The 26,580-nt window shown below is 35.8% G+C and carries 29 protein-coding genes and 1 pseudogene; 8 read left to right on the top strand and 22 right to left on the bottom strand.

The features are described from left to right. Nucleotides 1–273 precede the first annotated feature (273 nt). Nucleotides 274–915 (top strand): TetR/AcrR family transcriptional regulator, encoded by a 642-nt coding sequence (locus tag PSF42_RS00005; protein WP_125891011.1) that lies wholly within the window; start codon nt 274–276, stop codon nt 913–915. On the opposite strand, the gene PSF42_RS00010 is transcribed toward PSF42_RS00005, so the two are convergent. Continuing rightward, nucleotides 912–1,313: a hypothetical protein gene (locus tag PSF42_RS00010; RefSeq protein ID WP_229597572.1), complete on the bottom strand. Its 402-nt coding sequence runs from the start codon at nt 1,311–1,313 to the stop codon at nt 912–914. The two genes, PSF42_RS00005 and PSF42_RS00010, sit on opposite strands and share 4 nt — an antisense overlap. Nucleotides 1,314–1,556: 243 nt before the next feature. Between PSF42_RS00010 and PSF42_RS00015 the strand changes: the two genes are divergently transcribed. Then, the gene (locus tag PSF42_RS00015) at nt 1,557–1,850 is read left to right on the top strand and encodes a DUF5339 family protein (protein WP_248468346.1); all 294 of its coding nucleotides are present in this window, start codon (nt 1,557–1,559) and stop codon (nt 1,848–1,850) included. A gap of 58 nt (nt 1,851–1,908) precedes the next feature. Here the strand turns inward: PSF42_RS00015 and PSF42_RS00020 are convergent, their stop codons facing one another. The 8 genes and pseudogenes from PSF42_RS00020 to PSF42_RS00055 form a co-directional block, all read right to left on the bottom strand. Next, nucleotides 1,909–2,346: a universal stress protein gene (locus PSF42_RS00020; protein ID WP_102139662.1), complete on the bottom strand. Its 438-nt coding sequence runs from the start codon at nt 2,344–2,346 to the stop codon at nt 1,909–1,911. 169 nt (nt 2,347–2,515) lie between these two features. Continuing rightward, entirely contained in the window at nt 2,516–2,851 is a 336-nt protein-coding gene (locus PSF42_RS00025) for a hypothetical protein (protein ID WP_125891009.1), read from the bottom strand. A 126-nt stretch (nt 2,852–2,977) separates the two neighbouring features. Beyond that, nucleotides 2,978–3,406 carry a universal stress protein gene (locus PSF42_RS00030; protein WP_004910510.1) on the bottom strand — a complete coding sequence of 143 codons (429 nt, stop codon included), beginning with the start codon at nt 3,404–3,406 and terminating at the stop codon, nt 2,978–2,980. Between the two features lie 114 nt (nt 3,407–3,520). Continuing rightward, nucleotides 3,521–3,691 (bottom strand): hypothetical protein, encoded by a 171-nt coding sequence (locus PSF42_RS00035; protein ID WP_272679233.1) that lies wholly within the window; start codon nt 3,689–3,691, stop codon nt 3,521–3,523. 187 nt (nt 3,692–3,878) lie between these two features. Beyond that, nucleotides 3,879–4,106: pseudogene (locus tag PSF42_RS00040) on the bottom strand (Gfo/Idh/MocA family oxidoreductase); the annotation flags it as partial. A 330-nt stretch (nt 4,107–4,436) separates the two neighbouring features. Continuing rightward, a complete protein-coding gene (locus tag PSF42_RS00045; RefSeq protein WP_272679234.1) occupies nt 4,437–5,216 on the bottom strand; it encodes a YaeF family permuted papain-like enzyme in 780 nt (259 codons plus the stop codon). Between the two features lie 220 nt (nt 5,217–5,436). After that, entirely contained in the window at nt 5,437–5,625 is a 189-nt protein-coding gene (gene sra / locus PSF42_RS00050) for a stationary-phase-induced ribosome-associated protein (RefSeq protein WP_125891007.1), read from the bottom strand. A gap of 237 nt (nt 5,626–5,862) precedes the next feature. After that, on the bottom strand, nt 5,863–6,279 hold the full coding sequence (locus PSF42_RS00055; RefSeq protein ID WP_272679235.1) for a hypothetical protein: 417 nt from the start codon (nt 6,277–6,279) through the stop codon (nt 5,863–5,865). Between the two features lie 278 nt (nt 6,280–6,557). Here PSF42_RS00055 and PSF42_RS00060 point away from each other — a divergent pair, with 278 nt between their 5' ends. The 3 genes from PSF42_RS00060 to catA all read left to right on the top strand — a co-directional run bounded on the left by PSF42_RS00060 (nt 6,558) and on the right by catA (nt 8,662). Beyond that, on the top strand, nt 6,558–7,253 hold the full coding sequence (locus PSF42_RS00060; protein WP_125891006.1) for an aspartate/glutamate racemase family protein: 696 nt from the start codon (nt 6,558–6,560) through the stop codon (nt 7,251–7,253). 333 nt (nt 7,254–7,586) lie between these two features. Beyond that, the gene (locus PSF42_RS00065) at nt 7,587–7,829 is read left to right on the top strand and encodes a helix-turn-helix domain-containing protein (RefSeq protein WP_125891005.1); all 243 of its coding nucleotides are present in this window, start codon (nt 7,587–7,589) and stop codon (nt 7,827–7,829) included. Between the two features lie 191 nt (nt 7,830–8,020). Continuing rightward, on the top strand, nt 8,021–8,662 hold the full coding sequence (gene catA, locus PSF42_RS00070; RefSeq protein WP_125891004.1) for a type A chloramphenicol O-acetyltransferase: 642 nt from the start codon (nt 8,021–8,023) through the stop codon (nt 8,660–8,662). A 90-nt stretch (nt 8,663–8,752) separates the two neighbouring features. Here catA and PSF42_RS00075 read toward each other — a convergent pair whose 3' ends face one another. The 3 genes from PSF42_RS00075 to PSF42_RS00085 all read right to left on the bottom strand — a co-directional run bounded on the left by PSF42_RS00075 (nt 8,753) and on the right by PSF42_RS00085 (nt 11,350). Next, nucleotides 8,753–8,893, bottom strand: a complete 141-nt coding sequence (locus PSF42_RS00075) for a hypothetical protein (protein ID WP_185746850.1) — start codon at nt 8,891–8,893, stop codon at nt 8,753–8,755. Between the two features lie 324 nt (nt 8,894–9,217). Further along, the gene (locus PSF42_RS00080) at nt 9,218–10,141 is read right to left on the bottom strand and encodes a nucleoside hydrolase (RefSeq protein ID WP_125891003.1); all 924 of its coding nucleotides are present in this window, start codon (nt 10,139–10,141) and stop codon (nt 9,218–9,220) included. Between the two features lie 21 nt (nt 10,142–10,162). Then, nucleotides 10,163–11,350, bottom strand: a complete 1,188-nt coding sequence (locus PSF42_RS00085; protein WP_272679236.1) for a NupC/NupG family nucleoside CNT transporter — start codon at nt 11,348–11,350, stop codon at nt 10,163–10,165. A gap of 1,430 nt (nt 11,351–12,780) precedes the next feature. Between PSF42_RS00085 and ttcA the strand changes: the two genes are divergently transcribed. Continuing rightward, nucleotides 12,781–13,695: a tRNA 2-thiocytidine(32) synthetase TtcA gene (gene ttcA / locus PSF42_RS00090; RefSeq protein ID WP_125891001.1), complete on the top strand. Its 915-nt coding sequence runs from the start codon at nt 12,781–12,783 to the stop codon at nt 13,693–13,695. 258 nt (nt 13,696–13,953) lie between these two features. Here the strand turns inward: ttcA and zntB are convergent, their stop codons facing one another. Then, nucleotides 13,954–14,937: a zinc transporter ZntB gene (zntB, locus tag PSF42_RS00095; RefSeq protein ID WP_102139674.1), complete on the bottom strand. Its 984-nt coding sequence runs from the start codon at nt 14,935–14,937 to the stop codon at nt 13,954–13,956. 340 nt (nt 14,938–15,277) lie between these two features. Continuing rightward, nucleotides 15,278–16,900, bottom strand: a complete 1,623-nt coding sequence (locus tag PSF42_RS00100) for a peptide ABC transporter substrate-binding protein (protein WP_272679237.1) — start codon at nt 16,898–16,900, stop codon at nt 15,278–15,280. Nucleotides 16,901–17,622: 722 nt separating this feature from the next. Here PSF42_RS00100 and tpx point away from each other — a divergent pair. After that, nucleotides 17,623–18,126, top strand: coding sequence for a thiol peroxidase (tpx, locus tag PSF42_RS00105; protein WP_125890998.1), 504 nt, complete (start codon nt 17,623–17,625; stop codon nt 18,124–18,126). Nucleotides 18,127–18,204: 78 nt separating this feature from the next. On the opposite strand, the gene PSF42_RS00110 is transcribed toward tpx, so the two are convergent. From PSF42_RS00110 to pspA, 8 genes are all read right to left on the bottom strand, one after another. After that, nucleotides 18,205–18,579 carry an ATP-binding protein gene (locus tag PSF42_RS00110; protein ID WP_102139676.1) on the bottom strand — a complete coding sequence of 125 codons (375 nt, stop codon included), beginning with the start codon at nt 18,577–18,579 and terminating at the stop codon, nt 18,205–18,207. A 323-nt stretch (nt 18,580–18,902) separates the two neighbouring features. Beyond that, on the bottom strand, nt 18,903–20,462 hold the full coding sequence (gene tyrR, locus PSF42_RS00115) for a transcriptional regulator TyrR (protein ID WP_125890997.1): 1,560 nt from the start codon (nt 20,460–20,462) through the stop codon (nt 18,903–18,905). A gap of 239 nt (nt 20,463–20,701) precedes the next feature. Then, a complete protein-coding gene (locus PSF42_RS00120) occupies nt 20,702–21,757 on the bottom strand; it encodes a YcjF family protein (RefSeq protein WP_125890996.1) in 1,056 nt (351 codons plus the stop codon). Further along, the gene (locus PSF42_RS00125; protein WP_213913243.1) at nt 21,754–23,151 is read right to left on the bottom strand and encodes a YcjX family protein; all 1,398 of its coding nucleotides are present in this window, start codon (nt 23,149–23,151) and stop codon (nt 21,754–21,756) included. The genes PSF42_RS00120 and PSF42_RS00125 overlap by 4 nt, the downstream gene beginning before the upstream one ends. Nucleotides 23,152–23,233: 82 nt before the next feature. Next, complete coding sequence (locus PSF42_RS00130; RefSeq protein ID WP_272679238.1) at nt 23,234–23,413, bottom strand: hypothetical protein; 180 nt, start codon at nt 23,411–23,413, stop codon at nt 23,234–23,236. 82 nt (nt 23,414–23,495) lie between these two features. Further along, on the bottom strand, nt 23,496–23,852 hold the full coding sequence (pspC, locus tag PSF42_RS00135) for an envelope stress response membrane protein PspC (protein WP_004263899.1): 357 nt from the start codon (nt 23,850–23,852) through the stop codon (nt 23,496–23,498). Next, nucleotides 23,852–24,082 carry an envelope stress response membrane protein PspB gene (pspB, locus tag PSF42_RS00140; RefSeq protein ID WP_004263897.1) on the bottom strand — a complete coding sequence of 77 codons (231 nt, stop codon included), beginning with the start codon at nt 24,080–24,082 and terminating at the stop codon, nt 23,852–23,854. The genes pspC and pspB overlap by 1 nt, the downstream gene beginning before the upstream one ends. Before the next feature lie 80 nt (nt 24,083–24,162). Next, nucleotides 24,163–24,828 (bottom strand): phage shock protein PspA, encoded by a 666-nt coding sequence (gene pspA / locus PSF42_RS00145; protein WP_004263893.1) that lies wholly within the window; start codon nt 24,826–24,828, stop codon nt 24,163–24,165. Between the two features lie 278 nt (nt 24,829–25,106). Here pspA and pspF point away from each other — a divergent pair, with 278 nt between their 5' ends. Then, a complete protein-coding gene (gene pspF, locus PSF42_RS00150; RefSeq protein WP_125890992.1) occupies nt 25,107–26,123 on the top strand; it encodes a phage shock protein operon transcriptional activator in 1,017 nt (338 codons plus the stop codon). Nucleotides 26,124–26,580: the final 457 nt, after the last annotated feature.

Here is a 26,580-nt window from a genome sequence, read left to right on the forward strand (position 1 = left end):
GAGTTATTTCACGTTGCTGATTAACGGGATCATTTTGATCTATTTTTTGTTCATTTAATGCAGACTCTGCCATCTTGCCCCCAACATTGTGACAACCATTCAGATATTACCCTAAACATGGTAATCTTTATCAATATCATAAAGACAAATATCAGCTTAAATGATGATCTCTTTCAGGTAAATCTATGATTGAGGTGACGTGATTTAAACTATTTCAGTAAAATTTGTTATGTTACTTTCTTATTTGAAGACAAATAGCAGGATTAACCATTCATGAATAACCCTCTTACAGCTAAAACCCCAAAAGGCCGACGTCGTCAACAGGCTTTGATCTCTGCGGCAACTGAAATTTTTCTGCAATATGGGTTTGAAGGCGCAACTCTGGATATGATTATTGAACGAGCTGGGGGCTCTCGAACAACGTTATATAAAAACTTTGGTGATAAAGAAGGGTTATTTGCCGCTGTTATTGCATCTATGATTGATGATATTTTTCAGGAGCCTGATGAAAAAACGCCTCCACTAGATACGATAGAGTCCATACTTTCTTTTTATGGTTCTCGATTTTTATTGAATGTGCTTAAGCCTGAATCCATTGGGTTATACCGGTTAATTTTAGGTGAATACAACCGTTTCCCTGAAATAACGCACGCGTTTTTTGAACAAGGCCCAGTAAAAAGCTATCGCTTATTAACACAGAAATTGGCTTTGCTTCCTGACGTTAAGGTAGATGAAAAAACATTATTAAGTATTTCTTCACGTTATCTAGAAATGTTAAAAGCGGATGTCTTTATCACCACTTTTTGTATTGCTGATTTCAAGCCCAGCGATGAGTTTATTCAACAGCAAATTGCTATGTCAGTTGATATCATCGCCAGTTATATCCGTAAAATCAGTAAAAACACAGTCAACTAAGCTAAAACTGATTGGGCCTGCTCTTTTGCTGTTGTTCCATCCGCTGCGATTAAAACTTGGGGGCCATATAACGCAGATAGCATTGGTGCCATGCGTTCCATCTCCTCTTTATCTCGTCCATCCGGTTGCAGGGTAACAACAAGAGCGCGGCAATGTTGTTCCATCGCTTCTTTAGTGTCTTTCAACCAACGACGCACATATTTCATACTTTGCATATCTTCTGATGATGGTTTTTCTTTTTTAACCACTGGCGGGTATATCAAGACAAATTCATTTCTTCTCGCCAATAACATATCCATCTCTTCTAACCACAAACGTGTTTCATCCATAGTAGAGGGAAATATATTCATCTCACAGATCGGCCAATTTTCTGTTTTTATCATATTTTTATTCATCATAATCATCTCTTTCTTTATCATTATTTAAAGTGTACTTAAATGTACACTTTTACATTGCACTCAGTCAAGAATGATTATCATTTGTATTTTGCAAATTATGCTATTGTCGTTAGTGACCAACAGGAATATTCTCAATATGTAGAAAAAACTTATCAGTTAAAAACATTCACGTGTTCGAATAGTGCGTTTTTGAATATGGGGTGTTATTCTGACGATATTATGAATTTTGAAAGCGAAAATACGATGAAAAAAACGATTCCAATTGCATTTAGTCTATTAATGGCTTTCACTGCATTTAATGCAAATGCAGGTGTAACCTGTGACACTTATTTCAAAGAAATGAACGACCTTGTTAAGCAAGCCGAAGAACAATATAAAGATGAAGCCAATGCAGGTGAACAAATTGCATTAATGAAGTCACAATTAGAAGAAGCGAAAAAAGCCCTTGCTAGCTACCCTGACGATGCACAAGAGCAAGCCTGTAGCCAAGCGCTTAAGGCCATTGAGCAAGCCAAAGAAGCGGTTAAAACCCCTTAGATTTATTCGCTTTTAATAGACAAAAATAGCCTGCATTACCTTGCAGGCTATTTTTATTTTATCGAACGACAAGTACCGAGATCTTCGCATAGGATACAATCCCAGAAGCATTTGAACCTAATAAATGCGTTGAAATACTTGGGTTACGTGAGCCGATAACAATAAGGTCAGCATCAATTGCCTCAGCTTCCGATAAAACCTTATCTCTTGGTGAGCCAAACTCAACCTTATAAGAGATTTTATCTGATGGATAATCAATTTTTTCAATGATTTCTTTTAGCTGTTCTTCTGAACGCTCAAGGGCTTTTTTAGCAAATGAAGATAATAAATCATAATGATAACTGTAGCTCATTGAAAACCTTGAAACATCCGGCACTGAGTGAAACAAGTGAATTTTCGCATTTGAGATTTTTGCTAGATAAATAGCATGTTTTAATGCGTTATCTGTTAATACATCTTCAGATATATCCACGGGAACCAAAATTGTTTGATACATATGATGCCCCTTATTAATTGTGTTTACATTTTTATTCAAGTTGTATTGTTGTGTATTTTTACAACTTAGTTATTAGGCGTAGCGGGTGAATATTTTCCTTTTCATCTTTCAAAGTATAGTCTTACTACACTAAAAAAGCTGTGAAGCCCCTTACTATTACAACAAAAAATTATTCTTCTAAATGCCATTTATGCAAAATTCGATGAATGAAAGGCGTTACAATTAATCCAATACTGATAATAAAAACGCTTTGTAAAAATAAACCATAAATAGCGATAAAGAAACGACCTCCTCGAGTAATCGGAGAGGGCTCAATAGCTTGCCCACTCAACATTGACAAGGCATTAAGCATTGACTCAACAACTGAGTGGCCTTCAATAAAATAAAAGCCGATGATACCGGGTAATAACCCAAGAAAAAAGATCAACAGCCCGAGTAAATAAAAACGCAAAACTCTCAGAACAAAGTGTTCAATACGCAGTAATTCTTGCGAAAATTTTTCCATACTGACTCAAGCTCACCTTGTTATAAGTAAGATAAATCAACTTGAATGATAAAACTAATAGAATTAGCAATACCAATAATGAAATAAAAAAAGAACCTACCCTATTAGCAGGTTCTCCTCTAATTATTAACGTACAACCAACACGGATGTTTCCGCGTAACGCACTATACCTGCAGCCGTTGACCCTAAAAGATGAGTTGTAATATTTGGACGACGAGAGCCGATGACAATAATATCTGCATTAATGTCTTTTGCTGTATTAATCACCTCATCTCGTGGAGAACCAAACGTTATTGTATAACTCACGTCATCATGAGGTAAATCAATTGAATCCATTAACATTTTCATGTCTTCTTCCGCTTTCACTGTCGCACGGTCTTTTATTTCCATGTAGCCTAAAGCGTACGCATTAATAATTGCTGATGAAATGGGTAAAACATGAATAAGATGAATTTTAGCGCTCGATTGTTTTGCTAGATTAACGGCATGACGAACGGCTTTACTGGTTAATTCATCTTCGGTTAAATCGATAGGGACCAGAATCGTTTTATACATAACCCCTCCTAAAATAGTTAAAATGAAGTTCTACAACAAAATTATAAACAATTACTAATAAATGTCTCTTATCCACAAAGATAAATGAGATCTCTAGCTACAAATAAAAACCGACTATTCTCTTAGCCATAGCGTCACCGTTAAACCAACTAACATACCTTCTGGGCTTAATAACCTTGTTACTCTTTGTCCCCAAGGCTCCATTCGATTATTAACTAATAAGATATAACCTTCCTTAAGGCAACTGTTCGTAATTTTTTCAATGTCGGCAACCTCAAATTCCATCCAACTTTGCGGTATCGGTATCTTTTCAGGCCATTCACTTTGCCTAAAACACGATTGGGCTGCTTGTTCTATAGGCCAAAGTGCAAAATGTTTAACACCTTCAAGCCCTTCTTGTTCGCAAGTTAACTATTGGCTCCCCCTCTTCTATTGGTTTTAAAGGTAGCTTTAACAACTCAAGATAAAAAGAATGGCTTTTCGTCGCACTATGAACAAAAATAGCGTCACATTGCTGTGCAAGTGCATCAATATGACTAAACAGAGGAATACGATAACTGTCACAAATCAGTTTTGCCTTTAATTGATTAGGCGAAAAAGCATCAATCAACTCCCAGTTTTCTTCTTTCATTAAGATCGGTAAATATGCTTTTTGTGCAATAGCACCTAAGCCGACGACACCCACCTTTAATTTTCGCATCATAAACACGCCTATTAATGATTAATCTCAGCAAGAATAATCTCATTAATCGTTTTTTTTTAAATTTTTTTTGTCAAAAAAGTGATTTTCATTAGATCAAAACCTGCAATGCATTGTTTTTTATAACAAAAAAATGAATTAAGATGAGAAAATGAAAGAAATAACTACATAAAAAAAGGGGTTGATTTCTTAAATGAGAATGGTTATCTTTTACCTTGTGAATACTTGAGTAAATCACTCAAGTTTATCACAAACGACATTGCTCACATTGCTTCCAGTTTAGCAGGCCAACTTTATATGTTGGCCTTTTTTTTGGTTTAAATTACCCATTTATTTTCTGCGTATTGCACTACTAAAGCTCCATGATTTTAAATGCCCAACATACGATAAACGTTGAGTTGGCATAAAAGTCGGTACATCGCCTGTACGCATATGTAATATATCTGCAGGTGTTATCCATGATGAATTCCCTTCAAACAATGGGATCCCCGCATATTTATAAGCATCTAAGACAAACTGTGAACAAAAGAAACCATTAGCTTGGTCTATATCATCGCCTAATTGAACTGTCGCTAAAGTTCTTAAGCAAAAATTACGTATCGTTTCACCTATTAATGGAAGTTCGCATACTCTTTTTGTGATCATCCAAGGAGCAATCATCACAATACCTTTGTAGTTATACTTGTTTCCATTATTTTGAACCGAAAACTCACGTAATTTTTCTGCATGTAATGATGTTAAACCGGCTTGTCTCAATACGACCATGTTATTAGAATCCTTCACTGCTTGGTCTAATGTAATGATCCTAACCCCACTTCCTACAGATTCTGCGACTTCCCCCAGCCCTAAGTAAATAGATGCATGGCTTACCCCGCTAATACTAAATAATCGAATTCCCCATGAATTTAACCCTGTAGCAGATGATAAAAGAATATCGCCTGGTAACATATCCGAAACAGCCAACGTCTCTACAGAATCCCCAATAGGAACAGTATTTGCGTGTTGAATATTAAATTTCAAACGATTAGTTTCTTCATCAGACTTAAACTGAGTAGAGCATCCTGAAAGAGAAAAACAAAATAAAAGTAGAAGGCAACAATAAAATTTCATTCTACAACACCGACAGTCATCTTTTTTAGTTTTTAATTAATGCAGATAATATCGCTTAATCTATTTTATGACTACTGTTTATTTTTTGTAATAGAATACTCAGAAAATGACTCATAAAGAGGGTATATAGAAATGAGCTAATGTAATTTAATAAGAAAAATCTAGTTCGGATAAAATAACTTAAACCCCCTAGTGAGTCTAGAGGGTTACATCCATTCAATTAACTAATAACATATTCTGGGTAAAAAACAGTTACTGAATGATATGTTTTCTTTTCTGTCGCTTTATTTTTTTGCACCGCGACTATCGCATTATCTTTTGAACCTAACGATACACGTATATTCCTCTTAGAACGACTTAATTTATAAGGCATACCTAACAAACGACGTGCACTATTATTACTAACCATTATCGACTCCTTAAACTACTAAATTAAAAATTCATTAAAAAATGAATATCAAAAAATATAGTCATCGTTGACCACAAAGGCTTTTTTTTGTTTCATAAAAATAACAAAACAAAGTGTAACGTATTTAGTATAACACTAAACCAGTAATATATAATCCAGTTTTGCTTATTAGTTTCACTGCGTTACCATGCAGCCCATGGTATTTTCTTATATATTCTATATTCGAAAATTTATTTCCTACTCTAATGGTGAAGCAGGACTTGAGCATTTATCATTCCAAATTTGATTAACTTGTTCTGGCAATAATATTTCATGCCCTCCATCAATAAATGGAATTGAAATATCCATACGGCCGTCGTCATTAGTATACGATTTAACAATAAAGCGCTTAAACCCGTCAGGCTTTTCATTTTTATATCGATAGACCTCCCCACAAACATAACCTACCTTACCATTATCCGCAGTGTAGCGAGAAAAATGATATTCAATATTCCTAAATTTTGCCGCTTGTGGATACGCTAAAACATCATAAACATTCTTTTTCACCTGCTCAACTAAACTTAATTGGGTTGGCTTCATATAAAGTGCTCCTAACAAAAATGCAGCACCAAAAAGCAGTATCGCAATGATTACTTTGAAGAAATTCATTTTCATTCTCACCATATATGTCCAGTTTTGTGGAGATAATATTCATTATGATGATAACCAGATATCAATTTAAATCCATCTTTAAAACGTAAAATTTTTATATTTATCCTTTTTTTCCTCAATATATCAAATATAAAAACAATTTAAGATGTAGTGTTAATTTGTGTTTAATATTACAGCTGTTTTCTTCCCTTCATCTTCCGAAAAAACTTTCTGGTTTCTCTTGTTTTTCTTTGTAAACAATCAGTATAGTAAGAAAACAATACAATAGCAGGAGCTCAAAAATGAAAACTGTTGGCCTTATAGGCGGTATGAGTTGGGAATCAACATTACTATACTATCAACAAATTAACGAAGGCATAAAACAACAGCTAGGTGGCTTGCATTCTGCTAAAATTGTTTTATATAGTGTTGATTTCGCAGAATTAGAACAGTACCAATCTAACGGGCAATGGGATTTAGCGGCACAATGTTTAGCTGATGCAGGGGAGCGCTTAAAGCTTGCAGGCGCCGATTTTCTTGTCCTTTGCACCAATACTATGCATAAAGTTGCACCATACATAGAATCACAAACGGGTCTTCCTTTATTACATATCGCAGATGCAACTGGTGACCGAATTATGCAATCAGGTATTAAAAAGATTGGACTCTTAGGTACCGCTTTTACTATGGAGCAACCTTTCTATAAACAAAGATTAATTGATAAGTTTAATTTGGATGTATTAATACCTAACGAGAAAGATAGAAAGACAGTTCATGATATTATTTATAATGAATTGTGTTTAGGGAAAATCGATGTCAATTCTAAAAAAGAATATCAGCGTATAATGGCAAAACTAATAGAAAATGGTGCTGAAGGTATCATTTTAGGATGTACTGAAATAACATTACTTATTAATCAAGATGATACTACAGCAAGAATCTTTGATACCACCGCTATTCATGCTCAAAAAGTGGTAGAGGTAGTACTGTCTGTATAATCAGATTTAATTAACAATAGATCTTATCTTAAATAACTATAGCTAAAAATAACCTATGTTAAATAATAGTATCAAAATTAACATATCATCTAGTAGAAAATAGTATTTTATGCTATTTAATAGAATTTCATATTCAGTATCTTTCACCTCTAGATTATAAAATATAACCGTGTTATTTTTATCATAATTTACTATACTTATACTATAAGGTTTAATTTCAACTTTATCATCTTAGATATACCTCCTCTTAATTTTACAGATTATTACCCATTGAATATAATCTTCCATCTAAGATAATAAAAAAGTCAAAATCAAGCTTAATAACAGGTTACTATGAATAAAAATAATGTTGGTAATGCAGTACTGGGTGAACTCATTAAAAAAAAGCGTATAGAACAACAAATTACGACAAAAAAAATGGCAGAACTAATATCTATATCTGAAAAATCATATATAAAATATGAAGATGGGAGCCTTCCCATATTTATTGAGCACCTTATGATACTCTCTAAAATACTCAATATAGATATCAAAACCTTCTTTGATACTTACGTCAACGCACAACCAAGTGTATGAGTGTACGTTACTATCACGCAAATTGTGCCTTGCATTGAAATCGTTAAACTTGAGACCTCAACAAGCAAAAATAGGCTAGCTAAAATGCAGGCATAACTGCAAAAAGATATAAAAATTCACTATGAATCAATCAAAAACAGAGAAGTTCCCTTTCTAATAACAATCATATTAATTTATTAGAAGTAAAAATTATGAATTATACCAAATTTAATATAGAGACATGGTTACGTAAGGAGCATTACAACACTTACGAGAAAACCATAAATTGTGGGTTTAGTTTAACAAGTAAAATAGATATTACTAACCTTAAAAAGCATATAGATTCAAATGGATATAAGTTTTACCCTACGATAATTTATTTATTATCACGAGTCGCTAATACTTATAAAGAATTTAGATTCGCCAACAAAAATGGTGAGCTTATTTTATGGGATAAAGTGAATCCCAGTTTTACAATCTTCCATAAAGAAACTGAAACTTTTTCTTCGTTGTGGTGTGAGTACTCTTCAGAAATGACGATATTTATGGATAGCTATCACCAGCAGGTAACATTATATAAAGATAATTTCAAGTTATATCCTCAACCCCAGCAAATCGATAATGTATTCTATGTGTCATCTCTACCTTGGGTCTCATTCGACAGTTTCAATCTAAACATTGCAGATAGTAGGAATATTTACACACCAATATTCACAATGGGGAAATATTATAGCGAAGGTAATAAAATATGGCTTCCCCTATCAGTACAAGTACATCATGCTGTTTGTGATGGTTTTCATGTGGGTAAATTTTTAACTACTTTGCAAAAATTATGTGATGAATTACCTCATTAATGTCCACGAATGACTTTCTAGCATGAAGGAAGCCCTGACTTCCTTCATTTGTATCAAACTAACTTTTTTATGATGATAATTTCATCATTTTTAGTTAAAAAATAACAAACTTATATAAATAATATCTCCAATAGCGCCACTTTGGGAAATATATTCTGTTGGCGTAATCACCATTTTAATAGTATTAACTAGTAAAGAAGAAACCAATTCAATAGGATCAGCTGCAGGCATATACCCTCCGAGTTTTCTTATATATTAAGTACTTATTGGTTCTTAGGCAATAAGATAAAGACTATAAAGAAGACAGCACTACTAGCAGATTTTTCACTTTTTATAAATTTCGCTGACCAAACTCTAACTCTATGACAATAATAATTTAAAAATAGAATTTGCGATTATCTATCAGCAACAGAATGTTGCAACTTAAACAAACTGTAAAAATTTCTCCCTGATATTGACCAAAAAATTCTCTAATTAATCACTGAGTCATTACCTATATTTAGTTTCTGTATTTTAAACAAGAATCACCCGAGGTTATTATTGATACAATTTACCTTAGAGAGTTATGATACGTTCTGTAATTAAAGATATTAATTTCGATGTATCAACGTCTGTAATAATTTTGCATTTAGCTTCATTGTACCTAGCTTTTGAGGCATGGTTAATGAAAGTAGATGTATAAGCAAAACTATGACCAAATAATTTATTCGACTCATATTCGATAGTTATTGAACCGTCAACACCTGAAAAAATTTCGGGTTTAATGAGATACGCAATAACACAAGGATCATGGAGAAATGGATCAAATTCAGCATATCTTCGGCACATTTCAGCCACAGTCTGAGCGATGAGACCACCTTTTTCCAAAGGACCGCACAAACCCGCCCTTATATCAGCTTTACTTGTTACATCCAAGCCAAGCATAGTAATGTGTCGCGCACTATCAAAAACGATATGAGCGGCATGAGGGTCTACATAAAAATTAAATTCAGCAGCTGGCGTTATATTTCCCTGTGTAAATGCAGCTCCCCCCATAACGACAATATCTTTTACATTATCAACTAATTTTGGCTCTTTAATGATAGCGACTGCGATATTAGTGAGGGAAGCCATAGTACATAATGTTATTTCACCTGGATTTGACATTACCGTATCAATAATAAAATCCACCGCGTGACCAGAATAATTTTGATAATCTGATGATGGCAAGAGCACTCCGGCTAAACCATCAGTCCCATGAACATGTGTTTTACTCCCACTTTTTGACATTAATGGACGTTCACAACCTTTTGCTAGGGGGATATCCTGCCTATTTGCTAATGTAAGCAATTGTTTTGCATTATTATGAACCTTTTCTAATTCAACATTTCCTGCAACTGTAGTGACCCCTATTAATTTTATTTCTGGAGAAGCAAGAGCTAAAAAAATAGCTACGGCATCATCTACCCCAGGATCACAGTCTATTATTATTTTGTGCATTTTATTACTCTTTATTTATTTTTATACAAAAATACCAACAATCGTCGCTGATAAACAGCTGACTAAAGTTGAACCAACAATCAATCTAAAACTATTTGATGCAATCATTTTTCCATGTTCTCGGCTTATACTTGTAACGCAACCGATAATCATTCCGATAGAACCAAAATTTGCAAATGATATTAAAAATACAGACATAATTGCATCCGTTCGTGGTGTTAAGTTAGTTAATTTCATATAATCAATCATAGCAACAAACTCATTTGATAAAATTTTAGTCGCTATAATTGTCCCAAAAGAAATACTTTCATCCCATGAACTACCCAAAATGAAAGCTAAGGGTGAAAAAATATAACCCAAAATTCCCTGAAAACTAATTCCTAAAATATTAAAAAACACATCATTCAACATACTAATTAAGGCAACAAAACCAATAATTATGGGGACAATTGCAAGAATAAGTTTAAAAGCATCCTGCATGTGATCTGTCAACACTTCGAAAAATGAACCTCTTTCGCTTTTATTCTCCCCCATAGGACAAACTGCAATATTAGTAGGTTCACTTGGGTTAATAATAGAAACAATAATAAAAGTACTAAAGAAATTGAGACTAACACCTATAAAGACATAACGTGGCTCAACCATTTGTGTATATGCGCCTAGCAATGCAATATCTACTGTTGAGACAGTGCATGCAGCAATAGTATACATCTGTGCTTTAGATAGCCTTGGAATGTAATCTTTAATTGATACATATGCAGGCATCATTCCGACTATCACAGCACTAATAGCAGCGAAAGACTCCAACTTCCCAACTTTAGATATTTTGTTAATTAGAAAGCCTATAGTATTAATAATTAAGTCTAACGCACCGATATATTTAAATATTCCAATTATAGAACAGATAAAAACTAAAGGTAGAAGAGCGACAACAACAAAAACCATAGAGGTTTTACTGCTTATGTCGCCAAAAACAAAATCAATCCCCTTATTAGCATAATTAATTATATAATGAATACCCGATGCTATACCATCAAGGGTGGCAAGACCAATTGTGGTGTTTAGCATAATAGATGCCACAATAAGCTCCATTATCAACAATATTAATATAGATGGAAGTTTATGTTTTATATTTTTTTTACTAAAACTAAGAAGGTATGCTATAAGAAAAACAAAAGCTAGACTAAAAAAGAATATAAAGTATTTCATTAATATCACCACCCTAATGGATTTCAATCATGATTGGTTGGTTTAATATCTCCTTAACCTACTAATTAAAAACAAAAAATTAAATATTATTTTAAAAATATTATCTAGCTTAAAAAGATAACTTTAAGCATTTGCATTTAATCTATAATTATATTGATGATTCGATCTTAAGCGCAAAAACATAATAATCCAAATAAACAACATTAGTATGTATTTTTAAACATAAAATCCTTAAAATGTGAATCCCATCGCACTTACAAACTGAATTTAAATTACTACTTCTCTTTTTATAAACAAGTGACAGAGCTATTTACTTTATAAAAAATACCAGTATCCCATTGATATTCAAATATTAAACCCTTCTAAACCTATAACAACACACTCAAGCAACCTTTTATTTTCACTAGGGATTGAAGAATCACCAATTTAAATGAAAGGATATGTTCTATCTAAATTTTAGGAGTTTATGATTTATAATACTAATATAATTCCTACCGTGATTAACAATTTAATAAGTTACTAAAATTACCAACTATTGACTGATAGTAATATAAAAAACAATAGCAAAAACCTTATTACTTATTCATTCAACTTATTCCAAATAAGAATAAGAAAGACTTGATATAGTTGTATTGTTTAAACATAAAAAAACATATACTTTAGAAATTTATCCAAAAGGAAAGCCATGATTGAAAAATATAGTATTCTGCATCTAGAATAAATGCATAAAATATTGTTCGATTTTCCTACAACAAGATTTCTGTGATTAAAACTCTACCATAAAATTTTTAGCGGTCATCATAAAAAATTCGAATACCAATCGGTATTAATTTTCAATGTACGGCAATTTATATTACAGTTAGCACTTTCAAATGCGCGATATTATTGACGTAGGACCGCATAAGTATTTAACGATTGAAATTGATAGGCATTACCAGCAAAACATGTTATCAGAATACGCTTAAAGCCCGAAGAAGGCTCCCTAAACAAAATCGAGTCAATAATAGTCCCTGGTTCATTTCAGTCAAAATACTAAATTATTGTAAAAATAACCAAATAACTCTGTCTCATATCAACTTGATAAACCAAATAAAAAAGGATAATGACCCGTTTCCATGGAAACTAGAGCAATTATAGCAGTAAAATTATAACCAAAACCGAACACATAAAGCTTAAATCAGCTTCCACCGATGGCATATCCTCACCGGTTAGAAAATGCTCAATTTATGTCACTCTATTAAAGGTAGGTCAGTTCCAATTTTCCCCTCTTTTAACGAACTGGTATCACTCTCCCCTTAGGTTCTGCTATCATGAGCTTCTTTTTATAAATCTCGCTGATTAGGCTTTAAGCATAGAAGAATAATCATTTAAAAGCCGAATGTACAATTATCTATCAGCAACATAAACCCCCAGTAACAGAACAGTATAGAATGACAACAAATAAAGAACAGTACAACTTAAACAAGTTGCAAAAAAGAATTCGCCGTGATGTTGGCCAAGCAATCGCTGACTTTAACATGATAGAAGACGGTGACCGGATAATGGTTTGCTTGTCTGGAGGTAAAGATAGTTACACGCTGCTTTCCATACTGCAAAGTTTGCAAAAAAGTGCCCCTATCCAGTTTTCATTAGTTGCGGTTAATTTGGACCAAAAGCAACCCGGTTTCCCTGAACATATTTTACCTGCATACCTTGATAACCTTGGTGTAGAGTACAAAATTGTTGAAGAAAACACCTATGGGATCGTAAAAGAAAAAATTCCAGAAGGGAAAACAACCTGCTCATTGTGCTCGCGTTTACGTCGTGGGATTTTATATCGTACAGCAACTGAATTAGGTGCAACTAAAATTGCACTTGGTCATCACCGTGATGATATCTTACAGACAATGTTCTTAAATATGTTTTATGGCGGTAAGTTAAAAGGTATGCCACCTAAATTAATGAGTGATGACGGAAAGCATATTGTCATTCGCCCGCTCGCTTACTGCCGAGAAAAAGATATTGAGCGCTTCGCTCAGGCTAAAGAGTTCCCGATTATTCCATGTAATCTATGTGGCTCTCAACCAAATCTACAACGTCAGGTTATTAAAGAGATGCTGCGTGATTGGGATAAGCGTTATCCAGGCCGAATCGAAACCATGTTCCGTGCTACTCAAAATATTGTACCGTCTCATTTATGTGATACTGAATTATTTGACTTCAAAAACATTTCTCATGGAGATGACATTATCAATGGCGGAGATCTTGCGTTTGACAAAGAGGAGCTACCGCTTCAACCTTTTATAGATGAAGATGATAAGCCCGAATTTACAGCAGAACGCCTTGATATTATTGAAGTTAAATAACGTTTATTGATAACCTCTTCATTTGGAGGTTATTTTTCTCAGATTTGATGCAAAAAAAAGCCGATGTAAATTACATCGGCATTACAGTGGTCAATTATTCTGTATAAGAACTCAATATGAGAAAAACTACAATTATGGAGCACAACGTTCATCGCTCAACGTTGCATTCACCTGCAGGACTAATACTGCACTAAAACCTCAGTAGTTTTATTGATTTATCTCAAACTAGGTCCGGTTATAGCAAATAAGTCGTCAATATTAGAGCCAGCGGCTTTTTCTTAGCCACCACAATACAGTTCCAATCAAGGCGGCTAATAAAACACAAAATACACTAAAGGCAAAACGAAATTCATTACCGGGGATCCCCCCTAAATTCACACCAAATAACCCCGTTAAAAACGTTGTTGGTAAGAATATCATGGCCATTAATGACATTGTATAAATACGCCGGTTCATCATTTCAGTCATCATATTCGTTATCTCGTCAGAAATAATCGCTGTACGGGCAATAAACCCATCGAGATCTTCAATACAACGCCCTAATCGGTCAGAAATTTCTTGAATTCGACGGCGATCCGTTTCATCTAACCAAAGTAATTTTTCCGTTGTCAAACGGGAAAACATATCTCTTTGCGGGGCCATATAACGGCGGATCACAATAATTTGTTTACGAAGTAAGGCAAATTCCCCTCTATCAGGAATTTCGCCATTTAATATGGAGTCTTCCATATCAATTAAACGCTCATGCAAAGAATCAGTAAAATCACTTATTTCATCTGTAATAGAATCAGCAACCTCAACTAACCAATCACCCGTACTTTGCGCACCAACTCCCTGATTTAAGTCATCAATAACAGGATCTAAGGAATTTACTTTTCGATGACGACTAGAAATAATTATCCGGTTATTAATAAATACTCTAAATGCAATTAATTGCTCAGGCCGTTGGCCCGCATTGGTATTTAATGTTTGCAATGTTAATAAAATACCATCACCAACACGGATCAATCTCCAACGTCCTGAATGCCCGGATAAAGCAGACTTCACCTGTTCATTGAAGAGATCTGATTGCTGGATCCAATTAAAACTTTGCGGATCCTTATAATCATAATGAAGCCAGAACGGAGACTGCTGATTCGCGCTGGCATTCACGTCGATGGGAAGCAACCCACCATCTCCATTTAACTGAAATGCATGTACTGGATTTGAGTGTTGGAATAACGAACCATAAATCAACCCCATGCAATATCTCCCTTTTTTTACATATGATATTTGTAATCGAACAGCTAAAATTTTGCAATTTTTTCAAAAGACACATTAGTCATTACTAGATTGAACTACAAAAAAAAAGATAAACAACCATAAAAATGAGGTGGTCTTACAAATAACAAAATATCGCCATATTTGCTAAAGAAAATCACATAATTGACACAAACGAACAATAAAGTTTTCGATGATTTTTTTATTATAAAAGGGTAGTGTTTATTCCTTTTTGGTCCTCCTTCCCATTCTCCAGAGGAAGGAGCTTTTTTATCCCCTTCAGAAAAAACAGCCCGCACTTTGTACAGGCTGAACACCTATTTTAATGTTTAATAATATAAAAGCTGTGGCTATAAGCGACATCTTCAGGGTTGTTGATCGGATACCCCTTCAACCAAGGCTTAATTAAGCGTGCATTCGTATATTGGTAAATTGGGGCAATTGGCGCTTCTTCTGCAATGATTGATTCCGCATGATTATAATAGCGGTTGCGTAATTGCGCATTTGTCTCAATACTCGCTGATGCGATAATATCATCGTATATCGAGTTATTAAATTTTGCTATATTGCCACTATGTTGAGAAGTGAGTAGAGATAGGAATGTTGAAGGTTCATTAAAATCACCTATCCATGATGCTCTTATAACATCAAAATTTCCTGTATTACGGCTATCTATATAGGTTTTCCATTCTTGATTAACTAATTTGACCTCAGCCCCTAGTTTTTTCTTCCACATAGAAGCAATTGCAATCGCAATTTTCTGATGATTTTCTGAACTATTGTATAATAGTGTTAACTCTAATGGTTGATTTGGACCAAAGCCAGCTTGTTGCAATAATACTTTTGCTTGCTGGTCTAATTCTTTTTGTGAATGGCTATTGTAAAGCCCTTTTTCAGGCTTAAAGCCATCGGTAACATCGGGCGTAAAATAATTTGCGGGTTTTTCCCCTGTGCCTAATACCTTATTCGCGATTAATTGGCGGTCAATTGCCATAGATAACGCTTTTCTGACACGGACATCATTTGTTGGTGCCCGTTGGGTATTAAAAGCATAGTAATAAGTCCCTAATTGGTCTGGTGTAAACACTTCATTAGGAATATCTTTCAATAATTTTTGATAGCGTTGTTTTGGAAATGATTCGGTAATATCCAAGTCACCTGCTAAATAACGATTTGTTGCATGAGATTCTTGGTTAATTGGGATAAATGTTACTTTGGTAATAGTGGTATTTTTATGGTCCCAATAATATTTATTTGGAACTAAAACAATTTTCTCATTAACCACTCTGTCAGATAAAACAAAGGCGCCATTCCCGACTAGATTTCCTACTTTTATCCAGTCATTGCCAAATTTTTCAACCGTTCCTTGATGCACAGGAAATAAACTAAAATTAGCCGCCAATGATGGGAAATAAGGTACTGGCTTATTTAAAGTCACCTTTAATGTGCGTGCATCTACCGCTTCAACACCTAACTGCTCAACGGGTAATTTTCCATCAATAATCTCTTGTGCGTTGTTAATGCCAGCTAATGCCGCAAACCATGCAAAGGGTGATGATGTTCCCGGTGAAACAAGTCGTTGCCAACTATACACAAAGTCTTGAGCCGTGACAGGGTCACCATTTGACCAACGAGCATCAGGTCTCAGTGTAAATATCCAAATACGATTATCTTCCGTAGTCCAACTTTGGGCTACCCCTGAAATTGGCTTGCCATGGTCATCTTGGTTAACTAGCCCTTCAAATAAGTCACGCATGACTTGCGCTTCCGTTAACCCCACGGATTTTACCGGATCCAAAGACGCTGGTTCATCCTTTAAATGACGTGTAACCTCTTGGTTTTCAGCTAAAACTGTGCCCGTCGGTATCACTGCACTCATAGCGGGTGTAGTAAATAAAATTGAAGAAATCAAAACCGTTAAAGATGTAACTGAACGTTTATGCATTGTATTTTCTATCTTGTTAATATAAATAAAGTTAACTAAAAGCTGAGTTAAGTGATTTCACGTGAAGATGCTATTATTAACAACATGACTGCATTGACTGATTAAATTTCATTTAGGTAAATTATTATTTGAACCAAATACTCATATCGCGATAAAAAACATAAAGTTATAGGATAAAAACACCCTTAACTTAGGGAGAGTCAAACAACAATACAACTGAATTATTCTGTAGTTTATCTTAATTAATCATAGGCTTTCATATTTTAAAAATCTACATTCCTCCTGTAATTAGTTGATTTTTTGGCCTAAATATACATAAACTAACACTTATATTATAGAATAATAAACTAGTATATCCTTACCACTTTTCCGGTAGCTAAATAATGGCTCAAGAAACCAATACAGACAGAATTTCTTTTGTTACACTCCATTAGGTGATTTAAAAACATGCATAACAAAAAACGCAAGCACTGATAAAGCTTGGTGTTATATGATGATGCACCATACTCTAATAAAAAGAATGTAATATTGCCTGGCTCTCCGCGCTGTAGAACTCAAGGTAAGTGATAAGATTTTTGTATAAAATTTGGTCATTAGTAAAAATGTAAAACTCAGCACTGTATAACTACCCATTAAAAAGCTTTAATCGCAAAGTTTTTTTATTAGAAGATAGATTAGGTTAAGGTTAGCAGTGGCTCACTTTATGAACGGGAGAAAAATTCATGTCACAGACAGTTAAATTAAAAGGTAATGACATCACAATCGATGGTGTATTTTTACAAGCAGGCTCTAAAGCTAAGCCCCTTACCCTTGTCACCAAAGATCTCAGCGAAGCGACGCTGGAAACTTATGAAGGCAAACGTAAAGTTTTAAATATTTTTCCAAGTGTAGACACCGGTGTTTGCGCTGCCTCAGTTCGTAAATTTAACCAGCTAGTAAATGATTTGGATAACACTGTAGTATTGTGTATTTCAGCCGATTTACCTTTCGCACAAGCACGTTTTTGTGGTGCAGAAGGTTTAGATAATGTCGTTATGCTATCTTCTTTCCGTAGCGATTCATTTGCTAATGACTACGGTGTTGCTATTGCTAGTGGCCCATTAAAAGGACTGAATGCACGCTCTGTTATTGTCTTAGATGAAAACAATAACGTTATTTATAGCCAGTTAGTTCCTGAAATTACTGAAGAACCTGATTACGATAGCGCATTAAATAGCCTAAAATAAGCTTTTAAATCATTTAGTTTACTACCATTAAGAATGAAGCGGGAATTTCCCGCTTCATCTTCCAATATCAGCACATACTTAATCCACATGAGCCCAATACAACGGCTGGTGGTTTTTCGCATTAACAACATTCGCAAATAACTTGTTATCACTCATTATAGAGATCAAAGTATGAGAAAGCGTGCTTAATACTTTTAAGGCTTGATCCTGGGTTACAGGGCAACAAGATGTCAAAATATCAATAATAAGGTCTCGTGGCTTATGCCCATTTTTTACCAATGCCTCCCACGTAAACCGATTTTTTTTCGTTAAGTATTTTACTGCAGCTTTATTCATTAGATAAAGTTCGGCTGCAGAAGCAGCAGACTCAAACATATCATTTTTATAATGACTCTGACTCATGTATTCGCGTAGCTTACGATTTACAACAAAATTAATCGTGAATTGGTCCATGGCAACTCCTTGTAGGCTAAAACCCATCAGATGAGATTACGGTACCCTAAAACAGCAGCTGTCTTTGTTATATAGCAGGAAAATTCACCAATTAGCAATAGTATTAGTAGGGTTTTGCTATATTAAACACAAGATAAAAAAGATACGTCTTTAAAATAATTTTGAGCCAATGTTCCATTTTCATGGGCTTCATCCATTGTTCTCACTACATATTGGCAATACTTATTCACCTCGTCTTCAGGTATTGTTATTGCTATGTCAGAACCACTAAAAAACCAACCCTATTATTGTTAATACACAAATTATGCTTTTGTTCATTTAGCTTAGTTTTGCTCTTTTTTCGTATTAAGGCCATATTCTCTCAATTTATTGGCAATTGCCGTATGAGAAATATCCAAGCGTTTCGCTAATTTACGAGTACTCGGATAATCACGATACAAACGCGCTAATACTGACGCTTCATAGCGTTTAGTAATTTCATCTAGCGAACCATTAAGCGAATCTAAAGCCAGCGCGGGAGGATTTACTACATCAGGTAATTGGATATTCTCTGCATCCAATATATTGCCATTAAGCTGAGTTAACCCTTGATAAAGGGCATTTCTCAGTTGTCTTACATTACCCGGCCAATAATAACCGCTTAAAAATTCGATTAGTGAGGGCGCCAATTTAGGCTCTGCAATATGAAGCTCTTTGGAAAAACTGGCTACAAATGTCTTGGTTAGCGGTAGAATATCTTCTTTGCGTTCACGTAATGGTGGGATGGTTAATGTGAGCACATTTAAACGATAATAAAGATCTTCTCTAAATTTTTTTTCTGCAACTAATTCAGGCAAATTTTTCTGGGTCGCACAAATTACACGGACATTCACCTTAACTTCACGTTCTTCCCCAACACGCCTAAATGTTCCATCATTTAAAAAACGTAACAACTTAATTTGCATTTGTGGTGACATTTCAGCAATTTCGTCGAGCAACACCGTACCGCCATTTGCCTGTTCAAAAAAACCTTTTTTGCCTTCTACTGCATTTGGGTACGCTCCAGCTGCGTAACCAAATAATTCACTTTCTACAACATCATCCGGCATCGAAGCACAATTTAAACCTAAAAACGGTTCTTTTCCTCGAGCACTATGCAAATGACAAGCTTTCGCTAGGATGTCTTTCCCTGTCCCCGTTTCACCGACAAGTAACAATGGTTCATCAAGCATAGCAACGCGTTTAGCGCGTTCAACCACATTTGCCATAACAGGACTAACTGCAATAATTTGTTCAAAGCCACTACCATCCACCTCAACGACTTGTTGCCGTTGCTTATCTAAAATTTCAGCTGACTTCAATAATAATACAGCTCCAGTGCAATGGAATTTACTATTTTCATCCGCCAAAATAATAGGCGTCACTTGCATCAGGTAGTCTTTGCCTTTAATGACGACTTTCTCTGTATAAGCTTCTGGTAACTCTCGTTCAAACCACCGTGATAGCCCCTGGTTACCCACTAATTGAGAAAAGGTTTTTTCTCGAATTTTTGCCTCATCATAGCCAAATAATTGCAATGTCATTGGATTAACCAACTCAATATTTAGCTTATTATCAATAGACAAAACAGGTTCTGGAAATGAGTTCAATAACGCCCAAACCGCTTTATGCTCTCTTTCTGATGGCATAAAATAAATCCGTCGCACATCGATAACGCCATTAATACGCCGGATTTCTGCCATCAATGTGCTGAATACCTGAAAATCCACAGGAGTAAAATTTAGGTAAATCCTACGTTGGGGAGATATTTCAATACCTTTCAAATCAATATTTTGTAGGACTAGCAAATCAAGTAATTCACGCGTTAAACCGATACGGTCTTGGCAGGTCACTTCGAGGCGCATGGATAGAAACCTTTATCAAAAAAGCCGAGAGAATGAGGGTATTTTAGCTTTAAACATTAAGGGAATACAGTGTTTGTGTCACAAATTGTTGACAGCCTGTAAGCTTTGTAGTTATCAACATATAAAATCACTGCTTTTCTCAATTTTTTGTGACTTGAAATGAGAATAAAAACATTAATCAACAAATGATGCTGTAGGGTGAGTTAAAACTGTCAACTCACCCTGCCAACAAGGTTTCTCTATACTTTTTCTTTTTTACTCGGAATGACATTCTTCAATTGGCCAATTAACTGATGGCGAAAATCAGCTAAACGTGGCTTATTTTCAATCCAAGGTAGCGGTCGACATAACTCCATGGCCTTAATACCTAAACGCGCAGTTAGCAAACCTGCACCAATACCTTGTGCTGCTCGTGTTGATAACCTTGCGGTAATATCTTGGGATAGCCAATCCATCCCCACTTCACGAATTAATTCAGATGCCCCAGCAAAAGCAATATTTATCAACACCATACGAAAAAGCCGAATTCGGCTGTAATAACCGAGCTCAATGCCATAGATTGCCGCGATCCGATTAATTAAACGAATATTTCGCCAAGCAATAAATGCCATATCCACCAGCGCTAACGGGCTCACAGCAATCATAATGGCCGATTCAGCGGAACAGCGACTAATTTCTTTACGTGCTTGTTCATCAAGGATAGGCTGTACCATTCGACTATACAATTCAACAACTTCCCTATCATTATGAGAGTCATGAAGAGTGGTTTGCCAATTAACAATCGCCGGATGCTGCATTGATAACGCAGATTGTTTAGCCAGTTTTTCACAAAAAGCCTTTCCTTGCCCCATACCATGGCTATGCAATAATTCGCGAGCAAAGTCCCGCTCCTCCGCGCGTTCTCTTAAACGATACAACCGCCGCCATTCGCCAATAACCGACCCAACCCCTGCCACAACGATTAAGCCACCCGCCGCTGCAACACCTAGTGCAGTCCAATCTTGCGTTACCCAGGATTGATGGATCCAAACACCGAGCTGAGCAACAACACTAACCCCAAAAATCCCCGCGGCCGTGCCAACTAGTTTCCGCCAAAAACTCCGTTTTGGTTTTAACGCTTCGTTAATCAGGCTTTCAACATCACCCTCTTGGCTGTCTTGTTCGGCTTCCAAAGACACTGGAGTAAATTTCTCAAGTTCTCCTTCATCAAAAACTTGGGCTTTTTTTAGCGATTCTTTCGCATTATTTTCACTACTCTCAGCGAAATCTAAACGCTGCTTTAAGGGTTCATTCATTTCAGTTTATCTCCCAACAAAAATTCAAGCGCACTGTCCATTCGAATATGAGGCAATGGTTGATCCATCGGCGTTGGCCTTGGTCTGAAATCTTCAAATTGAAAACCTTGAGTTTGCCAGAATTGCTCATTTGGTAAGCGTTTTGGTACTTCCCCTGGATAAAACATTAACGGTTGTCCATCACTTAGCCGATTCCCTTTTAACGCAGGGAGTTTTTCACCTTTATAATCCACAAGACCACTTTCGGTGGCTTGTATTGATGCTAGACCAACACAATCCATGCTGATCCCTTCAAATGCCGCATGCTGCCATGCCTCTTGCACTAACTGTTGCAATAAAGCCACTAAATTAGCATGTTGGTCTGGGGTTACATGGTCTGACTTGCTCGCTGCAAAGAGCAATTTATCAATACAAGGTGAAAATAAACGTCTCAACAGTGTGCGTTTTCCATAATGAAAGCTACGCATTAATTGGCTTAATGCCATTCTCATATCATTAAAAGCGTCAACACCGCTATTTAGCGGTTGTAAGCAATCAACTAACACAATTTGTCGGTCGAAACGTTGGAAATAATCACGATAAAAGCCCTTTACAACATGCTCACAGTAATATTGATAACGTTGCTGTAATGCGCCAATATTGGTGTTTTTACCTGCCTGTGCGAGCTTTTTATCGCCATACTTGGCCACATTCGGCCATGGGAAAAATTGCAGAGCGGGCGCTCCTGCTAATTCAGCGGGTAAAACGAAACGTCCCGGTTGAATAAAATGTTGGCCTTGAGCCTTGCATTCCACTAAATATTGAGTGTAGGCAGCTGCAATTTCAGCAAGCAAATTTTCATCAACTGGTGCTAACGGGTCACATTTTTCACACAATGCCAGCCACGATTGGGCCAAATGTGCGCGTTCCCCCTTGATTAAGCTGTTCATTTGTTCAGACCACGCTAAATAATTTAAATCTAGCATGGGTAAGTCCAGCAACCATTCGCCGGGGTAATCGACAATCTCTAAATATAATGATGAATTATCAACAAAGTGACGTAAAAAAGAGTCTTCTGAGCGGTAATGTAATTTAAGGCGTATTTCACTAACACCTCGTGTTGGTGTTGGCCATTGTGGCGGTTCCCCATAGAGTGATGCAATCCCATCATCATACGCGAAGCGCGGCACTGACAAATCACGGTGAGGTATCCGTTTTACCCCTAACAACCGCTTATCACGCGCGGCAGAAAATAAAGGCAGCCGCGCACCCGCATTCACATTCAATAATTGATTCACTAATGAAGTAATAAATGCGGTTTTTCCACTGCGGCTAAGCCCTGTTACTGCGAGCCTAACATGACGATCAACACTTCTATTCATCAAATCAGTTAACTCACTGTGCAGTCGTTTCATGCTCCTCCCAAGACTTATCCTTTCAATTTAAACTCATGTTACGTCATACTGAGTTCTATAATTTAGCATAAAACAAATTGTATTAGGTTAACCGTTTAATGAGTACATTAAGCAACCATTTACTTGCCAATAATTTAATTATTCTGCCTATAATCCCAGCAGGGCTATAAGAGATAAGCAACACGGCTGCAAGTCGAATGCCTTTTTGCAGAAGACGTTTTTTTACAAATTTTTTGATTCGATAAAGAACGTTATTTGCCATAATTCACTCACTTTTTGATAAAAAACAAAAGGGATTTGGTTTTAAAACCTAATCCCTTATCATGTGATGGCGATACGATTTGTTATAGATTTCGAAATTTACTGTTCACTGTATAAGTATCTGATGTGACATATCTTTCAATCTGGCGTAGCTTCATTTCACCCGATTTTAATTGTGTATCGATTTGGTTAATCAAACTGCTAACTTCAGGGCCAATATCTTGCTGTGAACGGTAGCCACTTGGCGCCGTTTCTACGACAAAGCACATCACGATATATAAAATCAATGTAATTCCAAAGCTTACAAATAAGGCCAATACGGCTAATGCTCTAACCAAAGCAACCGGAAGTTCTAAGTATTCAGCAATACCTGAACACACACCACCGAACACACGTCTATCCGTTAAACGATAAAGTTTGCGGTTGCGAAATTGAGTCATTATTTTTGCCTCCAATTTGGGTGTTCTGCATCCAAAATATCTTCAAGCGTTTTAATGCGTTGCTGCATCTGTGATGCTTGCTCTGCTAATTGCATTAAACGTTGTACTTCATTTTCAGTTAGCTGACTCCCCTGCCCACTATTTTTTTTGCTGTAGTGTAACCACAGCCAAATAGGCAGAATAAAAATGAGAAAAATAATTAATACGAGAGACAGAAAAACGTAGCCCATCACATATCCTTATACATATGGTTAACCTATCTATGGCACTGATACGATATGGCTAACGTACCAGTGCATCAAAATAACTGTTACTGATCTTTATTGATTTTAGCTTTAAGCGCTGCTAATTGCGCGCTTATTTCATCGTCTGCTTTTAACTCTGCAAACTGTTGGTCCAGTGATTTTTGTTTACCAATACCATAACTTTGAGCTTCGCCTTCCATATGGTCTATACGGCGTTCAAACTGTTCAAAACGCGCCATTGCTTCATCTAGTTTGCCGCTATCCAGTTGGCGACGTACATTACGACTAGACTGTGCGGCTTCCATACGAACAACCATTGATTGTTGCTTTGCACGAGTTTCTTGCAGTTTGTTCTCTAATTCTGTGATTTCACCTTTCAAGCGAGTCAAGGTTTCATCAACAATAATCAGCTCGTGTTTTAAGGTATCAACCATCGCACTCACTTTTTGCTTTTCAATCAGTGCTGCGCGCGCTAAATCTTCTTTATCTTTCACCAGCGCTAATTCTGCTTTTTCTTGCCAATCAGCAACTTGTTTTTCGCCCATTTCAATGCGACGTTCTAAACCTTTCTTTTCTGCTAAAGTACGTGCTGATGTTGAACGGATTTCAACTAACATGTCTTCCATTTCTTGGATCATCAGACGGATCATTTTTTGCGGATCTTCTGCTTTGTCTAACAAAGAAGCGATGTTTGCATTAATGATATCGGCAAAACGTGAAAAAATACCCATTATTTATATCCCCTTGATGGATTTAATCATTCTGTAGCGCCTCGACTGATTTGGCTTCCAACCCATACCTGACGCTCCGTAAGTCTAACAACAATTCGCATGTTGCTGTATTTAGCTATTGCTATTCACATATTAAAAATAGCAATTTGCATGCCAACTTTTAAATAAACTTATATCAATATGATTTTAAAGAGAATAATTATAAGCTTTCCCTAGAAATCATTTTAGTCTATAGTTCAAGCATCGGCATTTTAAACCAACTATTGGTGAAAATAACCATGAAAGAATCCAATGAACCTATTCTTGGCGTTTCAAGTAATTTTCTCGATGTACTCGAACAAGCCTCTGAACTCGCACAGCTCAATAAACCTGTTCTAGTTATCGGTGAACGCGGCACGGGTAAAGAGCTTATCGCAGATAGACTCCATTACCTTTCCCCACGCTGGCAAGAAGCTTTTATCTCGCTCAATTGCAGCGGACTCAATGAGAATTTGCTGGATTCTGAATTATTTGGACATGAAGCGGGGTCTTTTACGGGAGCCCAAAAACGCCATCAAGGGCGCTTTGAACGGGCTGACAAGGGTTCTCTTTTTCTTGACGAACTAGCCACTGCACCTATGTCAGTTCAAGAAAAACTCCTGCGTGTCATTGAATATGGCGAACTTGAACGTGTCGGTGGAAGCCAAGCTTTACACGTAGATGTGCGTCTAATCTGTGCCACAAATGCCAATTTGCCCGAGCTTGCCAAACAAGGCCGTTTTCGAGCTGACCTCCTAGATAGACTAGCTTTTGATGTTATTCGCCTCCCCCCATTGCGTGAACGGCAGCCCGATATATTATTACTCGCAGAACATTTTGCCATTTTAATGTGTGGTGAATTAAGGCGTTCACATTTTACAGGTTTTACCTTGCATGCTCAGCAAGCCCTACAACACTACCCATGGCCAGGTAACGTGCGCGAATTAAAAAATGTTATTGAACGCTCAATATACCGACATGGAAACCGTGCGGAACCCGTCGATAATATTATTTTTAACCCATTTGGCGAAAAACTCGCAGAGTTACATGAATTACAAAATACTCTGTCCTCACAACCTACCCAGCAACAAAAAACAACATTGCCTTCATTACCTTGTGATTTACGTCAGTGGCAACAGCAGTCTGAAAAAGCGCTATTAGAAAGAGCATTAAAAGATTGCCATTTTAATCAACGTAAAGCCGCACAACGGTTATCATTAAGTTATGATCAACTTCGGGGGCTAATAAAAAAACATCAAATAAATATTGAAATTTAATAACTGGTAGTCCAAAAAATAAAAATTTATTGTTTGGACTACTGTATTATACTTAATACGTAAAAATAAAATTAAACATCTCCTTTTTTATTACTAAATATTTCCAATTCCATATTTTAGTTTCAAGAGTTATTTATTACCCCTAACTAATTAAACCCGACAAGGAATATAGAAAAAATAAAATAAATTGATTTATTTCAACGATTTAATTTAATTAAAAAAATAAATAACCACTAGTTCAATTTACACACCCAATGAGTTAAAAATAGTAAAATAATGGTGGATAGTAATTTTTACTGACCATTACATATAAACATCATTGATATTCAGCACATTTAGTTAATTAAATATCCATACTTAAGCTATATTAAATTAATACTAATGTTATCTTATTAAACTATTTTTACACCTTGTCATATTTAACTACTGCGCGAAATATATTTATATGATATCTCTA

Origin of the sequence: Providencia sp. PROV032 (assembly GCF_028484875.1) — a bacterium.
Lineage (GTDB): Bacteria > Pseudomonadota > Gammaproteobacteria > Enterobacterales > Enterobacteriaceae > Providencia > Providencia rettgeri_E.

Excerpts from the sequence above, each read along its gene's own strand:
- ttcA (WP_125891001.1), top strand. The coding sequence starts at position 12,781 with ATGACAACAAATAAAGAACAGTACAACTTAAACAAGTTGCAAAAAAGA.
- PSF42_RS00035 (WP_272679233.1), bottom strand. The coding sequence starts at position 3,691 with ATGGAATTTGAGGTTGCCGACATTGAAAAAATTACGAACAGTTGCCTT.
- PSF42_RS00130 (WP_272679238.1), bottom strand. The coding sequence starts at position 23,413 with ATGGCAAATAACGTTCTTTATCGAATCAAAAAATTTGTAAAAAAACGT.
- PSF42_RS00125 (WP_213913243.1), bottom strand. The coding sequence starts at position 23,151 with ATGAAACGACTGCACAGTGAGTTAACTGATTTGATGAATAGAAGTGTT.
- PSF42_RS00075 (WP_185746850.1), bottom strand. The coding sequence starts at position 8,893 with ATGCCTGCAGCTGATCCTATTGAATTGGTTTCTTCTTTACTAGTTAAT.
- PSF42_RS00015 (WP_248468346.1), top strand. The coding sequence starts at position 1,557 with ATGAAAAAAACGATTCCAATTGCATTTAGTCTATTAATGGCTTTCACT.
- PSF42_RS00005 (WP_125891011.1), top strand. The coding sequence starts at position 274 with ATGAATAACCCTCTTACAGCTAAAACCCCAAAAGGCCGACGTCGTCAA.
- PSF42_RS00110 (WP_102139676.1), bottom strand. The coding sequence starts at position 18,579 with ATGGACCAATTCACGATTAATTTTGTTGTAAATCGTAAGCTACGCGAA.
- sra (WP_125891007.1), bottom strand. The coding sequence starts at position 5,625 with ATGGTTAGTAATAATAGTGCACGTCGTTTGTTAGGTATGCCTTATAAA.
- tyrR (WP_125890997.1), bottom strand. The coding sequence starts at position 20,462 with ATGCGCCTCGAAGTGACCTGCCAAGACCGTATCGGTTTAACGCGTGAA.
- PSF42_RS00055 (WP_272679235.1), bottom strand. The coding sequence starts at position 6,279 with ATGAAAATGAATTTCTTCAAAGTAATCATTGCGATACTGCTTTTTGGT.
- pspB (WP_004263897.1), bottom strand. The coding sequence starts at position 24,082 with ATGGGCTACGTTTTTCTGTCTCTCGTATTAATTATTTTTCTCATTTTT.
- pspC (WP_004263899.1), bottom strand. The coding sequence starts at position 23,852 with ATGACTCAATTTCGCAACCGCAAACTTTATCGTTTAACGGATAGACGT.
- PSF42_RS00045 (WP_272679234.1), bottom strand. The coding sequence starts at position 5,216 with ATGAAATTTTATTGTTGCCTTCTACTTTTATTTTGTTTTTCTCTTTCA.
- PSF42_RS00080 (WP_125891003.1), bottom strand. The coding sequence starts at position 10,141 with ATGCACAAAATAATAATAGACTGTGATCCTGGGGTAGATGATGCCGTA.
- PSF42_RS00010 (WP_229597572.1), bottom strand. The coding sequence starts at position 1,313 with ATGATGAATAAAAATATGATAAAAACAGAAAATTGGCCGATCTGTGAG.
- PSF42_RS00085 (WP_272679236.1), bottom strand. The coding sequence starts at position 11,350 with ATGAAATACTTTATATTCTTTTTTAGTCTAGCTTTTGTTTTTCTTATA.
- PSF42_RS00025 (WP_125891009.1), bottom strand. The coding sequence starts at position 2,851 with ATGGAAAAATTTTCGCAAGAATTACTGCGTATTGAACACTTTGTTCTG.
- pspF (WP_125890992.1), top strand. The coding sequence starts at position 25,107 with ATGAAAGAATCCAATGAACCTATTCTTGGCGTTTCAAGTAATTTTCTC.
- PSF42_RS00100 (WP_272679237.1), bottom strand. The coding sequence starts at position 16,900 with ATGCATAAACGTTCAGTTACATCTTTAACGGTTTTGATTTCTTCAATT.
- tpx (WP_125890998.1), top strand. The coding sequence starts at position 17,623 with ATGTCACAGACAGTTAAATTAAAAGGTAATGACATCACAATCGATGGT.
- PSF42_RS00060 (WP_125891006.1), top strand. The coding sequence starts at position 6,558 with ATGAAAACTGTTGGCCTTATAGGCGGTATGAGTTGGGAATCAACATTA.
- PSF42_RS00065 (WP_125891005.1), top strand. The coding sequence starts at position 7,587 with ATGAATAAAAATAATGTTGGTAATGCAGTACTGGGTGAACTCATTAAA.
- zntB (WP_102139674.1), bottom strand. The coding sequence starts at position 14,937 with ATGGGGTTGATTTATGGTTCGTTATTCCAACACTCAAATCCAGTACAT.
- catA (WP_125891004.1), top strand. The coding sequence starts at position 8,021 with ATGAATTATACCAAATTTAATATAGAGACATGGTTACGTAAGGAGCAT.
- PSF42_RS00020 (WP_102139662.1), bottom strand. The coding sequence starts at position 2,346 with ATGTATCAAACAATTTTGGTTCCCGTGGATATATCTGAAGATGTATTA.
- PSF42_RS00120 (WP_125890996.1), bottom strand. The coding sequence starts at position 21,757 with ATGAATGAACCCTTAAAGCAGCGTTTAGATTTCGCTGAGAGTAGTGAA.
- pspA (WP_004263893.1), bottom strand. The coding sequence starts at position 24,828 with ATGGGTATTTTTTCACGTTTTGCCGATATCATTAATGCAAACATCGCT.
- PSF42_RS00030 (WP_004910510.1), bottom strand. The coding sequence starts at position 3,406 with ATGTATAAAACGATTCTGGTCCCTATCGATTTAACCGAAGATGAATTA.